The organism is Micromonospora sp. Llam0, assembly GCF_003751085.1.
Taxonomy (GTDB): domain Bacteria; phylum Actinomycetota; class Actinomycetes; order Mycobacteriales; family Micromonosporaceae; genus Micromonospora_E.
Map to the genome: position 1 here is coordinate 1,581,611 of NZ_RJJY01000002.1, position 13,768 is coordinate 1,595,378.

12 protein-coding genes are annotated in these 13,768 nt (G+C 72.8%); 6 read left to right on the top strand and 6 right to left on the bottom strand.

The genetic code is table 11. The annotated features are described in order from the left end of the window. Window positions 1–34: 34 nt before the first annotated feature. A complete protein-coding gene (locus EDC02_RS34615; RefSeq protein ID WP_123606359.1) occupies window positions 35–1,618 on the bottom strand; it encodes an MDR family MFS transporter in 1,584 nt (527 codons plus the stop codon). Next, on the bottom strand, window positions 1,615–2,124 hold the full coding sequence (locus EDC02_RS34620) for a MarR family winged helix-turn-helix transcriptional regulator (protein ID WP_123606360.1): 510 nt from the start codon (window positions 2,122–2,124) through the stop codon (window positions 1,615–1,617). Before EDC02_RS34620 ends, EDC02_RS34615 begins: the two co-directional genes overlap by 4 nt. Before the next feature lie 141 nt (window positions 2,125–2,265). Between EDC02_RS34620 and rfaE2 the strand changes: the two genes are divergently transcribed. From rfaE2 to EDC02_RS34635, 3 genes are read left to right on the top strand one after another with little or no spacing between them, the layout of a single operon-like run. Then, window positions 2,266–3,945, top strand: a complete 1,680-nt coding sequence (gene rfaE2, locus EDC02_RS34625) for a D-glycero-beta-D-manno-heptose 1-phosphate adenylyltransferase (RefSeq protein WP_123606361.1) — start codon at window positions 2,266–2,268, stop codon at window positions 3,943–3,945. Further along, window positions 3,942–4,871 carry a glycosyltransferase family 2 protein gene (locus EDC02_RS34630; protein WP_123606362.1) on the top strand — a complete coding sequence of 310 codons (930 nt, stop codon included), beginning with the start codon at window positions 3,942–3,944 and terminating at the stop codon, window positions 4,869–4,871. The genes rfaE2 and EDC02_RS34630 overlap by 4 nt, the downstream gene beginning before the upstream one ends. Next, window positions 4,868–5,272, top strand: coding sequence for a DUF2267 domain-containing protein (locus EDC02_RS34635; protein ID WP_158632412.1), 405 nt, complete (start codon window positions 4,868–4,870; stop codon window positions 5,270–5,272). Before EDC02_RS34630 ends, EDC02_RS34635 begins: the two co-directional genes overlap by 4 nt. On the opposite strand, the gene EDC02_RS34640 is transcribed toward EDC02_RS34635, so the two are convergent. Then, window positions 5,201–7,489, bottom strand: coding sequence for an MMPL family transporter (locus EDC02_RS34640; RefSeq protein WP_123606364.1), 2,289 nt, complete (start codon window positions 7,487–7,489; stop codon window positions 5,201–5,203). The two genes, EDC02_RS34635 and EDC02_RS34640, sit on opposite strands and share 72 nt — an antisense overlap. 191 nt (window positions 7,490–7,680) lie before the next feature. Between EDC02_RS34640 and EDC02_RS34645 the strand changes: the two genes are divergently transcribed. Both EDC02_RS34645 and EDC02_RS34650 read left to right on the top strand, forming a co-directional pair. Further along, window positions 7,681–8,937 carry a sensor histidine kinase gene (locus EDC02_RS34645; protein WP_148083759.1) on the top strand — a complete coding sequence of 419 codons (1,257 nt, stop codon included), beginning with the start codon at window positions 7,681–7,683 and terminating at the stop codon, window positions 8,935–8,937. Beyond that, window positions 8,934–9,608 (top strand): response regulator transcription factor, encoded by a 675-nt coding sequence (locus EDC02_RS34650; RefSeq protein WP_123606366.1) that lies wholly within the window; start codon window positions 8,934–8,936, stop codon window positions 9,606–9,608. The genes EDC02_RS34645 and EDC02_RS34650 overlap by 4 nt, the downstream gene beginning before the upstream one ends. Here EDC02_RS34650 and EDC02_RS34655 read toward each other — a convergent pair. Next, a complete protein-coding gene (locus EDC02_RS34655; RefSeq protein ID WP_123606367.1) occupies window positions 9,583–10,809 on the bottom strand; it encodes a glycosyltransferase family 9 protein in 1,227 nt (408 codons plus the stop codon). The two genes, EDC02_RS34650 and EDC02_RS34655, sit on opposite strands and share 26 nt — an antisense overlap. Continuing rightward, the gene (locus EDC02_RS34660; protein WP_123606368.1) at window positions 10,806–11,414 is read right to left on the bottom strand and encodes an Hsp20/alpha crystallin family protein; all 609 of its coding nucleotides are present in this window, start codon (window positions 11,412–11,414) and stop codon (window positions 10,806–10,808) included. Before EDC02_RS34660 ends, EDC02_RS34655 begins: the two co-directional genes overlap by 4 nt. Window positions 11,415–11,572: 158 nt before the next feature. Between EDC02_RS34660 and nshR the strand changes: the two genes are divergently transcribed. Beyond that, window positions 11,573–12,478, top strand: a complete 906-nt coding sequence (gene nshR, locus EDC02_RS34665) for an NshR/TsnR family 23S rRNA methyltransferase (RefSeq protein ID WP_123606369.1) — start codon at window positions 11,573–11,575, stop codon at window positions 12,476–12,478. A gap of 261 nt (window positions 12,479–12,739) precedes the next feature. Here the strand turns inward: nshR and erm are convergent, their stop codons facing one another. After that, window positions 12,740–13,573, bottom strand: coding sequence for a 23S ribosomal RNA methyltransferase Erm (gene erm / locus EDC02_RS34670; protein ID WP_123606370.1), 834 nt, complete (start codon window positions 13,571–13,573; stop codon window positions 12,740–12,742). Between the last annotated feature and the right edge of the window lie 195 nt (window positions 13,574–13,768).

The window sequence follows — 13,768 nt, forward strand, 5'->3', positions numbered from 1 at the left end:
GCTCCGGACTATCCGGCCCGCTCCGGTCTCCGGACTATCCGGCGAGGTCGGCGGAGGTGGCCTGCGACTCGACCTCGCCGCGCAGCTCCCGGTCCGGCAGCACCAGCGTGATCAGCACGGCGATCACCGCGACCAGGCCGGTCACCAGGAACACCGTGTGCAGCGACTCCACGAAGGCGTACTGGATGGCGTCCCGGACCGGGTCGGGCAGCGCCAGGATCACCGCCGGCTGGTCGATCGAGATCTCCGCGCCCCCGGCGGCGGCGATGTCGGCGGCCTGCTCCGGCGGCAGCTGGGCGATCGCGGCCGGCATCCGGTCGGCCAGCTCACCGGTCAGCCGGGCGTTGAGCACCGCGCCGAGGATCGCGACCCCGAACGAGCCGCCGAGCGTCCGGAAGAAGGTCACCGTGGAGGTGCCGGCACCCAGGTCGCGCAGCGGGATCGCGTTCTGTACGGCGAGCACCAGCGACTGCATGGACAGCCCGAGCCCGACGCCGACCGCCACCATCACCAGGAACGCCTGCCAGAGTGGGCTGGTCACCTCCAGCTGGGTGAAGAGCAGACCACCGGCGACCAGCGCCCCCGAGCCGGCCACCGGGAACCACTTGTACCGGCCGTACCGGGTCATCGCCCGCCCGGCGGCCACCGAGGTGACGATGATGCCGGCCATCATCGGCAGCATCAGCAGACCACTCGCCGTCGGCGAGGCACCCTTGACGATCTGCAGGTAGAGCGGGATGAAGATGATCGAGCCGAACATGGCCAGACCGAGCACGAAGCCGGCGGCGTTGGCCAGCGCGAAGGTCGGTTCGCGGAACAGCCTCAGCGGCAGGATCGGTTCGGCGACCCGGGACTCCTGGACGAGGAAGACCGCGGCGAGGACCGCGCCGGCGGCGAACAGTCCGATGATCATCGGGGAGCCCCAGGCGTACTCGCCGCCGCCCCAGCTCAGCGCCAGCAGAATGGCGCTGACCCCGGCCACCAGCAGGGTCGCGCCGAGCCAGTCGATCGCGTGGTCCCGGCGCCGGAACGGGATCAGCCGCATCACGTACCAGCAGATGACCATCGCGATGATGGCCAGCGGCACGTTGATGTAGAAGATCCAGCGCCAGTTCGTCTCCGCGAAGTAGCCGCCGGCCAGCGGCCCGGCCACCGACGACAGGCCGAAGACGGCGCCGAACAGGCCCTGGTAGCGCCCGCGGTCGCGGGGCGACACCACGTCCGAGATGATGGTGAACGCCAGGGTCATCAGGCCGCCCGCGCCGAGCCCCTGCAGGCCCCGGGTGACGATCAGCTGGGTCATGTTCTGCGACATGCCGGCCAGCAGCGAGCCCAGCAGGAACATCCCGATCGCGAACAGGAACACCGGTCGGCGGCCGATCAGGTCGGCGGTCTTGCCGTACAACGGCGTCGACGCGGTGGACGCCAGCAGGTACGCGGTGACCACCCACGAGTAGTGGTTGATCCCGCCCAGCTCGCCGACGATGGTGGGCAGCGCCACCCCGACGATGGTCTGGTCGAGCGCGGCCAGCAGCATGCCGGTCATCAGGCTGGCCAGCAGCAGCAGGATCTGCCGGCGGCTGAGCGCCGGCGCGACCCGCTCCTCGGTGGTCGTCATTGTGGTGTTTCCCCTTCCCCCCGCGGACAGCGATCCGCCGGATCCGTCCCCCCGTAGCGGGTGGTGATCGTCTCGTTGAGCCGGGTCAGCAGTCGCCCGAACTCGCTCATCTCGGCCGGGGTCCAGTCGGCCAGCAGGTCCCGCATCGCGCCCACCCAGACCGCCCGGTTGTGGGTGTAGACCTGCACGCCGAGCTCGGTCGCCGCGATCACGCTGGCCCGCCGGTCGGTGGGATCCGGCGTACGGGTGGCCAGCCCGGCCGCCTCCAGCGCGGCGACCTGGCGGCTCACCGTGGACAGGTCCAGGCCGAGGCCGTCGGCGAGCACGCTGAGCCGGGCCGGCCGGTCGCCGGCGATCCGCACCAGCAGGGTGTACGCCGCCCGCTCCAGCGGCGGGTCGAACCGCAGCCGTTGGTAGAACATGTGCACGGACCGGTGGAAGACGCCGAACTGCTTGCCGAGGGCGATGAGCTCCGCGTCGGGACCGGTCGGCGGGTCGGTGTGCACCGCCGATCTCACCCCATTCGATAGTTGCTTGCTACAAGCATTCTGCCATGCCGGGGCGGAAAGCCAACCGATTTATCTGTGATCCCCGACATGTACCGACCCGCACGTTTGACCGTGCCCGTCCCGGGCACCCGCTGCCCCATGCGGCCCTCGTCCAACGACCAGCGGCACCGCACCGGCCCGGCCGGCCCCGCCGGGCCGCCTGGCGGCGCCGGTCCCACCGGCCTCGTCGAACGGTGGTCCGGGCGCCGGATCCTGGTCGTCGGGGACGCGATGCTCGACGAATGGCGGTTCGCCACCTCCACCCGGCTCTGCCGGGAGGCACCCGCCCCGGTGCTCAGCCTGGACCGGCGGCAGGTCGCCGCCGGCGGTGCCGCGAACACCGCGGTCAACCTCGCCGCGCTCGGCGCCCGTCCGCTGCTGGTCGCCCCGATCGGCGTCGACCAGGTCGGCGACCAGGTGGCGCGCTGCCTGCACCGGGCCGGTGTGCAGGACCGGATGGTCGCCCAGCCGGGCACCCGTACCCCGGTGAAACGTCGGCTGCTCGCCGCCGACCAGATCCTGCTCCGTGAGGACGACGGCGGGCCCGCCGGTCCACTCCCCGCCGAACAGGTCGAACGACTGCTCGCCGCGCTCGTCGCCAGCACCGAGGAGATCCGGCTCGGCCCAGCCGAGCCGGATGTCGACGGCACCGGGGCGAATCCCGACGTGGTACGGCCCGACCTGGTCATCTGCGACTACGGGCTCGGTGCGCTGCCCGACCGGATCCGGCAGTGGCTGATCCGGCACCGGGACCGGTACGGCACCGTCGCCCTCGACGCCCACGACCTCACCCGGTGGGCCGGACTGCGGCCGACGCTGATCACGCCCAGCATCGCCGAGGCCGCACCGGCCGTCGGCGAACCCACGCCGGACCGCGACCGGGTCGCCGCCGCCCGGCGGCTGCTGCCCCGGCTGCACGCCGCCACCGGGGCGGACCTGGTGGCGGTGACCCTGGACGCCGACGGCTCGGTGGTCGGCGACCGCAGCGGCGCGGCGCACCACTGCCGTACCGAACCGGTCGCGGCCAGCCGGGCGGTCGGCGCCGGCGACACCTATCTCGCCGCACTCACCCTGTCCGTGGTCGCCGGTGCGACCCTGCCGGTCGCCGCCGAACTGGCCCAGCTCGCCGCCGCGCTGACCGTGCACGACTGCGGCACCTGCGTCTGCCACCGCGACACGCTGGCCGACGCGATCCCGGACGCGGCCTCGGGCGGCGGCCGGCGGGTCGCCACCTCGGCTCCGACCCCGGCCGCCGGCACCGACCCGGCCGACCTCGTCGAGCAGGTACGCGTACAGCGTGCCGCCGGAGCCCGGATCGTCTTCACCAACGGCTGCTTCGACGTGCTGCACCGCGGCCACGTCGGCTACCTGGCGGAGGCCGCCGCCCTCGGTAACCTGCTGATCGTCGCCGTCAACTCGGACCACAGCGTGCGGCGGCTGAAAGGGCCGGACCGGCCGGTCAACCCGGTCGAGGACCGGGTCGCCGTGCTCACCGCGCTGACCAGCGTCGACCACGTGGTGGTCTTCGAGGAGGACTCCCCGGCCGGGCTGATCGAGCAGATCCGGCCGGACGTCTACGTCAAGGGCGGCGACTACCCACCGGACATGGTGCCCGAAGCGCCACTGGTCCGCCGGCTCGGCGGAGCGGTGCACATCCTCGGCTACGTCGCGGACCGGTCCACCTCGGCGGTCATCGACCGGATCCGGTCGGCGGCTGTCCCGACCGGCCGGCCCGACGCACGCCCGGAACCCGAAGCACACCCGGAAGGAGCCCGATGAGTCGACCGTTGCCGCCCGGGGACCCGGTCGAGTTCCGCCGCAACCGGCTGCTCGACGTACTCGTCCCGACCCGCAACCGACCCGCCGAGCTGGCCGCCACCCTCGCCGGGCTCGCCGCTCAGGACGCCCCCGACGGGTTCGGGATAGTGGTCAGCGACCAGTCCGACGGCGGACCGGCGTGGGCCGACCCGGCCGCCGCCACCATGGTGCGGGCGCTGCGGCACACCGGTCACCCGGTGCTGCTCACCCGGCGGCTGCCCCGGCGCGGGCTGGCCGAGCACCGGGCGTACCTGCTCAGCCTCTCCGCCGCCCGGCTGGTGCTGATGCTCGACGACGACGTCTGGCTCGCCCCCGGCACCATCGACCGACTGGTCACCGCGATCGCCGAACTGCGCTGCGGCTTCGTCGGCAACGCCGTACACGGATTGTCCTACCTGGATGACGTACGGCCGCAGGACCACGACGGGTACGTCGAATGGAACGGCCGGCCGGAGCCGGAGCGGATCCGCCCCGGCACGCCGCAGTGGTCCCGGGCCCGGCTGCACTCGGCCGCCAACCTGCTGCACGTCACCGAGCGGCTTCAGCTGGGCGAGGGTCAGTGGCGGGCGTACCGGGTGTCCTGGATCGGCGGGTGCGTGCTGTTCGACCGGGCCAAGCTGGTCGCCGCCGGCGGTTTCGACTTCTGGCGTCGGATGCCGGTCGACCACCAGGGCGAGGACGTCGCCGCCCAGCTGGCGGTGCTCAGCCGCTACGGCGGTGCCGGCATCGTGCCCAGCGGCGCGTTCCACCTGGAGTCGCCGACGACGGTCACCGACCGACGGGTCGAATGCTGGCAGCTGCTGCTCGACGAGGAGGACGCGGCCGGGTACGCCCCGGCGGCGGCCGACAGCGGGTCACGGCACGAGCGGCAGGAGGTCGGACCGTGACGGTACGGCTGGCCCGCCCGACCACCACGATCTGGCAGTTGGACGTGGCGGTGCTGCGTACCCTCGTCGAACTGCTGCCCGACGGCGAGGCGGCGCTGCTGGTCGACGCGCTGCCGCCGCTGCTGGCGATGGCGGCCCGCCCGGACCCGGAGCACCGGACGGACCCGAACCACCGGCCGGAGCGGTTCGACGCCGCCGAGCTGGTCCGGCGGGTCCGCCGCCGGACCGGCCGGTACGACACCGACGACCGGGCGGTACGCGACGGGGTGCGGACCGCGTTGGACCGCATCGCCGGCTACTGCCCGGCCGGGGTGCTGTACCGGGTGCAGCTACCGTTGCCCGACGACGTCCGGGAGTTGTTCCCCCCGCCGGTCCAGGTGCGCGCCGCTGGTGCCGGCTGACGCCAGCCGCCGGGTGAGCCGCTCACCTTCGACGTCGACGTTCGGCAGAATCCGGTCGAGCCACCTCGGCAGCCACCACCCGGGCCGGCCGAGCAGCGACAGCACCGCCGGGACGATGGTCATCCGGACCAGCAGCGCGTCGACGGCGACGCCGAAGGCGAGCGCGAACCCGAGCGACTTGACCACACTGTCCTCGGCGAGGATGAAGCCGGCGAAGACGCTGATCATGATCAGCGCGGCGGCGGTGACCACCCGGGCGCTGTGCCGCATGCCGGCGACCACCGCGTCGTCCGGGGCGGCACCGTGCACGTACTCCTCCCGGACCCGGGAGACCAGGAACACCTCGTAGTCCATGGCCAGGCCGAACAGGATGCCGACAAGGAAGATCGGGATGAAACTGACGACCGGACCGGTCGCGGCGATGCCGAACAGGTCGGCGAAGTGGCCCTGCTGGAACACGAAGACCAGCGCGCCGAACGAAGCGGCCACCGACAGCAGGAAGCCCGCCGCCGCCTTGACCGGCACCAGGACGCTGCGGAACACCAGCATCAGCAGGACGAGCGCGAAACCGACCACGACGGCCAGGTACGGCAGCAGCGCGTCGTCGATCTGCTCCGACACGTCCAGGTCGATCGCGGCCCGCCCGGTGACGGACAGCGCCGCGCCGGCGCCGGCCGCGCCGAAGTCCGCCTGGTGGGCACGGATCGCGCGGACCAGCTGCTTGGTGTCCTCGCTGGTCGGCCCGTGCGCGGGAACGACCTGGAGGATGGCGGTGTCGTCGGTCGGATTCGCCGCCGCCGGGGTGACCGCCACGACGTCGTCGAGGCCGGCGACGTACTGCCGGGCCTGTTCGGCGGCGGCCGTGGCGGCTCCGGGGGCGGTCTCCACGACCACGAGCAGCGGACCGTTGATGCCGGCCCCGAAACCGGCGGCGAGCTGGTCGTACGCCTTGCGTTGGGTCGACTCGGGAGCGGCGGTGCCGGCGTCGGGCAACGCAAGCGTCAGGTCGAGCGCGGGAATCGCGGCGATGCCGGCCGCGACGACCGACAGGACCAGCGCCGGGACGCGGTGCCGGACCACGCCCCGGGCCCAGCGTTCGCCGAACGGGGTCCGGGCCGGCTGGACCCGGCCGGCCCGGCCGGCCGGCTTGTCGGTGCCGTCCCGGCGGCCCCTCGACCGGCTCCGCTGGGCCCTGGGCAGGACCCGGTGGCCGGCGAAGCCGAGCAGGGCCGGCAGCAGGGTCAGGCTGATCAGCACCGCGACGGCGACGGTGCCGGCGGCGGCGATTCCCATCGCGGTCAGGAACGGAATCCGGACCACGGCGAGCGCGGTCAACGCGATGATCACGGTCAGGCCGGCGAAGACGACGGCGGACCCGGCGGTGCCGACGGCCCGGCCGGCAGCCTCCTCGCCGTCACGGCCCGGCGGCTGCGCCGGGTCGCGGTCGGCGGTGAGCTCGTGCCGGTAGCGCGAGATGACGAAGAGGGCGTAGTCGATCCCGACGGCCAGGCCCAGCATGGTGGTCAGGGCGGAGGTGTTCGAGGTGAGGTCGAGGAAGCCGGCGGCGATCCCGATGCCGAGCAGGCCGACCGCGACTCCGAGGAGCGCGGTCAGTAGCGGCAGGCCGGCGGCGGCGAGCGAACCGAAGGTGATCAGCAGGACGACGGCGGCCACCGCCAGGCCGAGCGCCTCGGCGGCGGCGCCCTCCTCGGCCTCGGTGACCACGTCGCCGGAGTACTCGACTCCGACGCCGGCCCGCCGGGCGGTGTCGCCGGCGGCGAGCAGCGCCGCCCGGGACTCGGCGGTCACCTCGTGCTCGCCCACCGCGTAGGAGACGTCCGCGTAGCCGGTCCGGCCGTCCGGCGCGATCGCCTGCGCCTCGTACGGGTCGTCGACCGTCGCGACCTGCGGTAGTCGCCGCAGCTCGGCGACCGTGGCCCGCACGGCCGTCTGCTCGTCGGGGCCGGCCAACGTCGCGTCGTCCGGCGCGGTGAACACCACCTTCACCGAGGCGGTGGTGCCGGTGCCGAACTCCTCGCCCAGCACTTCCATCGCCCGCCACGACTCCGAGCCGGGCAGGGACAGGGCGTCGCTGGTCGGCCCGGACAGTTTGGCCGCGCCGAGCCCGAACGAGGCGAGCAGCACCATCCAGATGACGAGGGTCAGTCGGCGGTGCCGGAAACTCGCCCGCCCGAGCCGGTAGAACAAGGTCGCCACGAACGTCCTCCGTTGCTGGTGGAACCCCGGATTCAGGGGTGGTTACACGATCGCGGCGGGCGGGCGGGTGCGTCGTCCGGCAGGGGCAGGCGGCCGCGTACCGCGGATGCGGTAGCCGCGAGACCGCCGGTACTGCGGGAACAGGTCGATGGGGACCGGCCCGGCGTTCTACCGTCGTGACCGTGTACGCGGTGAGCAGTCGACGGAGTTTCCTGCCCTACGACCGCTACCGTGGCCTGCTGGGCGACGTGGTGCTGACCACGACCGGGGTGCTGTCCGTGCTTTTCGTCGGCGTCACCGCGACGCACCCGGCGATGACGGTGCTGGCGGTGCTGTGCGCCGCGCTGGCCCTGATCCGCCGGCGGTGGCCGGTGCCGGTGCTGACGGTCGCCACCGGGCTCGCCATGGTCGCCATCGCGCTGGGTCGCCCACCGGACGGGCTGTTCATCACCGTCGGGCTGCTGACCTACTCGGCCGTGCTGTACAGCCCACGTCGCCGACCGTGGTTCTACGCCGGGCTCGTCTGGGCTGCACTGATGGCCACCGGCTCGGCCGTCTACCTGCTCGACTGGTGGAACGCCGAGCAGCTGACGGTGGCGGCGATCATCTTCGGCGGCGCCGGGGTGGGCGACTCGGTCCGGATGCGCCGGGCGTACGTCGCCGAGGTCACCGAACGGGCCCGGCAGGCAGAGCTGTCCCGGGAGGAGGAGGCCCGCCGCCGGGTGGTCGACGAGCGGCTGCGCATCGCCCGCGAGCTGCACGACGTCGTCGCCCACCACATCGCGGTGATCAGTGTGCACGCCGGGGCCGCCGACCATGTGCTGCGCCACCAGCCGGACCAGGTGTGGCCGGTGCTCGGGCACATCCGTACCGCCGCCGACACCGTCCTGGCGGAGATCAAGTCGGTGATCAGCGTGCTCCGCGACCCGGACGAGGTACGCGACGCCGAACCGGCGCCGGGCCTGGAACGGGTGCCGGACCTGCTGGCCGGGATGGCGGCCACCGGGTTCGCCGTACGGCATCGACAGCGCGGCGAGCCCCGGCCGCTGCCGGCCGTGGTCGACCTGGCCGCGTACCGCATCGTGCAGGAGGCGTTGACCAACGCCCACCGGTACGGCGACGGCGGCGCCACCCTCGACCTCGAATACGCCGTCGACACGGTCCGCGTCGAGGTCACCAACCGGGTCACCGCCGGATCCGGTCGGGGTACCGGGTCCGGTGCCGGTCGGGGTACCGGGTTCGGGCTGCTCGGCATGCGGGAGCGTGCCACCGCCGCGAACGGCACGATCACCGTCGGACCGACCGGCGACGGCCGGTTCCGGGTACGCGCCGAACTGCCCACCGACGACCGCGCGGTCGACCGGCTCAACCCGCCGGACCGGCCACGGCCGGCGCCCGCTCCCGCCGGAGCTACCGAGGACCGGCACCATCGAGGAGAGGTGACGTGACCATCCGGGTTCTGCTCGCCGACGATCAGGCACTCATCCGCGCCGGGTTCCGGATGATCGTGGACGCCGCGCCAGGGCTGGAGGTCGTCGGTGAGGCCGCCGACGGCGCTGAGGCCGTCGAGCTGTGCCACCGCCACCGGGTCGACGTCGTCCTGATGGACATCCGGATGCCACGGGTCGACGGCATCGAGGCGACCCGACGCATCGGCGCCGACGAGCGCCTCGCCGGTGTCCGGGTGCTGGTGCTCACGACGTTCGACAACGACGACAACGTGATCCACGCCCTCCAGGCCGGGGCGAGCGGATTCCTGGGCAAGAACGTGGCCCCCGGTGACCTGGTCAACGCCATCCGGGTGGTCGCCGACGGCGAGGCGCTGCTGTCGCCCCGGGCCACCCGCGGACTGGTCAGCCGGCTGATCCGGGACCTCCAACCGCCGGTCCGGCGGCCACCGGAGCTCGACCTGGTCACCGACCGGGAAAAGGAGATCCTGCTGCTGGTCGCGCACGGACTGTCCAACACTGACATCGCCGAGCGGCTGCATCTGTCGCCGCTGACGGTCAAGACCCACATCAATCGTACGATGATCAAGCTGGCCGCCCGGGACCGGGCGCAGCTGGTGGTGTTCGCCTACCGGCACCAGCTGGTCAGGCCGGGCGACCCGCCGCCCTGACGGCGGCCGGCACCCGGGCGGACCGTCGGTGCCCGCCGCCCGGTGTGCTGGATGCCGCAGGGGCCAGCTCCAGCACCGCGTCGACCACCTCGGCGACCGGCACGTCGGTCACGAACGACTCCTGATGGCCGCAGCTGTCCCCGCCGCCCCGGGCCGGGAAGCCGACCGTACTCACGTTCATCCCGCACACCGGGCAGTGGATGGTGAACGCGGCCAGCGGGCGGTGCCGGCCGCGTACCGGCGGGGCACCGTTGAGCAGGTTGCCGATCCAGTAGATGCCGACCGTCGGTGTACCGACCGCCGCCGCCAGATGCAGCGGGCCGGTGTCGTTGGCGACCAGCACCGCGCAGCCGGCCAGCAGCCCGGCCAGACCGCCCAGGCTCAACTCGTCCACCACGGTCCGTACCGGCCGGGCCGTCGCCGCGCTGACCTCGGCGACCACGTCACGTTCCGGCCCGGTGCCGGTCACCAGCACCTCGAAGCCACGGTCGGTGAGCGCGTCGGCGACCGCCGCGAACCGTTGCGCCGGCCACCGGCGGCGCGGATCGCTGGCCCCCGGATGCAGCACCGCCCGGGGCTGCCGGGCCGGGCCGAGCACCCGGTCCGCCTCAGCCCGGTCGGCGCCGGTCACCGGCACCTTGGGCTGCAGCGTCACCGGTTCGGCGCCGACCAGCCCGGCCACCTCCAGGTAGCGGAACACCTCCGGCTGGTAGTAGACGTACCGGATCCAGCGGTCCAGCGGCGGCGCGTCGGTCGCCCGCAGCCCGGCGGTGACCCGCGCACCCAGCGCCGCGACCAGCGGATTGCTGTTACGTCCGCCGCCGTGCAACTGCACCGCCAGGTCGAACGACTCGCGCCGGGCCCGGTCCAGGAACTGGGCCATCGTGACCGGCTCGTCGTCGGGCTGGGCCGCCCGGATGCCGTCGGCGGCCGGCACCACCAGCACCCGGTCCACCGGGCCCGGCCGGTCGGCCACCGGCCGGGGGTCCAGCCAGCGGGCGTGCCAGGGCGCGCCGAGCAGCACCAACTCCGCCTGCGGGTACGCGGCCCGCAACGCCGTCAACGCCGGTACGGCGAAAATGAAGTCGCCGAGCGCGTTGGCGCGCAGCACCGCGATCCGGTGCACGTCCGGCGCCAGCCGATCACCGGCCGCGTCGGCGGTCAGGCCCAGCGTGGCCGGCCGGGCCGGTTCGGCGTTCATCGGGCGGTGCTGGCCTGCTGCCGCTGCATGTCCGTCTCACCCGCGTACGGATGGTGCATCTCCCGGTCGGCGGCCGGATCGATCTCCTCGGCGGCGATCCCGGCGCCGCCCGTGGTGATCCGGACCTGTTCGGCCCGGCCGGGTCGGGCGGCGGCCGAACCGGCCGTCGGCTGCTGATGCTGCGGCCGGCCCACGGTGATCGACCGGCGGCCGCCCGGCTCGGCCCGGGGCATCGTGACGGTGAGCAGCCCGTGGTCCATCACCGCGTCCATCCGGTGCACGTCCACCCCGCTGGGCAGGCACAGCCGGTACTCGAAGCCGCGCTCGGTCGAACCGGTGTCCGGCAGCCCGTTGTCGACGTTGACCTCCTGCTCGGACCGGCCCCGCAGGCACAGGTCCGCGCCGTCGATCTCGACCGCCACCTCTTCCGGCGCGACGCCGGGCAGCCGGGCCACCACCCGCCAGCCGTCGTCGGTGTCCAGCAGCTCGACCTCGGGTACGCCGGCGTCGCCGCCGAAGACCCGGCCCAGCTCCGACCAGAGCGACTGCAGACTGCCGATCGGATCCCAGCCGCGTTCCTGCATCTGGTCGCGGGGTTGGCTCATCGGACACCTCCCGTACGGTTCGGCCGGGCGGGAGGGTGGACCCGCCCGGTCAGTGGGGCAGCATCCCCGGCGCGTACCCCCGGATCGGGGCGGCAAACCCGGTGCGGTGCCGGCGCTCGGCGGCGGGGCCGCACCCGGTGTGGGTTAGGGTCGTTGTCGTGGCGGAACTCGATGTCATCACCGAGCGGTCGGATCCGGCTGTCCAGCGGATCATCGACGTCACCAAACATTCGCGATCCGTCGTACGGACCGTGCTGATCGAGGACGCCGAGCCGCTGGTGCAGGCGATTCACGCCGGGCTGGAGTTCATCGAGGTCTACGGGGTGCAGACCAGCCCGCTGCCCGACGAGGTGATCACCGCATGCCGGCGGGAGGGAATCCCGGTCCGCCTGGTCGCGGCCCCGATCATGAACGACCTGTTCCGGACCGACAAGAAGCCCAAGGCGTTCGGGATAGCCCGGGTTCCGAGGCCGTGGAGCTTTGACGAGCTGTCCCGTACGACCGGCGACCTCGTCGTTTTGGACGGGGTGAAGATCGTCGGCAACATCGGGGCCATCGTGCGTACGTCGTTCGCGCTCGGCGCCGGCGGCATCGTGCTGGTGGACAGCGACCTGAGCACCATCGCGGACCGGCGCCTGATCAGGGCCAGCCGGGGCTACGTATTCTCGCTGCCGATCGTGCTCGCGTCGCGGGCCGAGGCGACCGGCTACTTCCGGCGCACCGGTATTCCGCTGATCGCCTTCGACGCCGACGGCGATCTCGCGGTCAGCGATCTACGTGACGCGGACGAGCAGCTAGCACTGCTGCTCGGCAGCGAGAAGACCGGCACGTCGCGTTCCTTCGAGAGCATCTCCCAGCATTCGGTGTCGATCCCCATCGACCCGGCCGCGGAATCGCTGAACGTCTCCGTCTGTGCCGGGATCGCACTGTACGAGCGGTACCACTGGAACCTCGCCGACCGGCGGCGCCCGCCACAGGCCACGGCGCCCAACCAGCAGCAGCCCGCCAAACGCCGCGTCAGAAGGCCTGCGTCGTCGTCCGGCGGGCCGGGCCGCCGCCGCTGAGCCGCCTCCGCAGGTAGGTGTTCTACCCGGCCGCCGCCGCGGACCTACCGTCGACACGGCATCACGTCATCGGACACACCACACGTCCGTCGGAGCCGACAAGGTGCGTCTCGCCTCACCGGCCAGTCGTTACCAGCTGGTGCGGACACTGTCGAGTGGTCCGACACCCGGCTGGTGGGAGCCGGGTGTCGAAATCACGCCGCCCGCCACGACCTGATGAGGCGGTGATGGGGCCGGGGCGGGACCGGCCCCCATCACCGGTCAGAGTCGACGGGTCGAGGCGGGGTTCCGTGGCCGGCGCGGCGTGGGCCGGCCACCGCCACCGGGCCGGGCCGGGCCGGCCAGCTGCCACAGGGAGGCCCACTCGTGGGCGTCGAGGTCCTTCGGGAGCAGGTTCGGCCCCACCCGGTTGGCCCGCATCCAGTCCTGCAGGTCGGGTCGGCTGATCCGCCCCGACCGCTGGACGATCTCCGCGAGGCCATGTCCTCGACCGGTGAAGACCGTCCGGACGAAGTCCTGGTAGCCCTTGCGGTCGGTCACCAGCGGAGTCTCCCGACGGGCGATCGTGAACAGTCCACCGTCCACTGCGGGCACCGGCCGGAAGGCTCGCGCCGGCACCCGGGAGTGTAACTCGAAGTCGTACCAGGGCCACCAGCTCGCGGTCAGCAGCGTCGCGCCGCCGACACCCGCCCGTCGGCGGGCCACCTCCCACTGCACCAGCAGCACAGCCGCGTGCCAGTGGTCGGCGGCGAGCAGGGTCCGGATGATGGAGGTAGTCATGTGGAAGGGGACGTTCCCGACGACCACGTGGGGGTGCCGGGGAAACCGGAAGCGCAGGATGTCGGCACAGATCACGGTGACGTTCTCCGGGGTCTGCCTGCTCAACCGCTTGGCGCGCTTGGGGTCGATCTCCACAGCGGTCACTTCCCTGTCCTGCCGGCTCAGCGGAAGCGTGAGGGCGCCGTCGCCGGCTCCGATCTCGACGATCGGGCCCTCGGTCCGGGCGACGAGGTCGGTCAGATTGGTGATCACCGAGCGGTCCACCAGGAAGTTCTGGCCGAACTCGTGTCGTCCGACGTGCTCGTGGTAAGGCATGTGCGTGCTCCGCGATTATCGTTTCGGAGCCGGTCGGCTGGAAATTCCGCACCGGCGGTGAACCGTTACGCGGCGGAGCTCATCGAGAAGAGCGATAGTCCGCCGCTATGCGCGGCGGAACCTGATGAAACACACAATACCCATGCCCGGCACTATACCCGACTCTGCGGAACACGTGGGTCCGGACGAGGCTCA

Bases quoted from the DNA above. Each gene is read 5' to 3' on its own strand.
- EDC02_RS34655 (WP_123606367.1), bottom strand. From the start codon at position 10,809: ATGAACGCCGAACCGGCCCGGCCGGCCACGCTGGGCCTGACCGCCGAC.
- EDC02_RS34660 (WP_123606368.1), bottom strand. From the start codon at position 11,414: ATGAGCCAACCCCGCGACCAGATGCAGGAACGCGGCTGGGATCCGATC.
- EDC02_RS34630 (WP_123606362.1), top strand. From the start codon at position 3,942: ATGAGTCGACCGTTGCCGCCCGGGGACCCGGTCGAGTTCCGCCGCAAC.
- rfaE2 (WP_123606361.1), top strand. From the start codon at position 2,266: ATGCGGCCCTCGTCCAACGACCAGCGGCACCGCACCGGCCCGGCCGGC.
- EDC02_RS34615 (WP_123606359.1), bottom strand. From the start codon at position 1,618: ATGACGACCACCGAGGAGCGGGTCGCGCCGGCGCTCAGCCGCCGGCAG.
- erm (WP_123606370.1), bottom strand. From the start codon at position 13,573: ATGCCTTACCACGAGCACGTCGGACGACACGAGTTCGGCCAGAACTTC.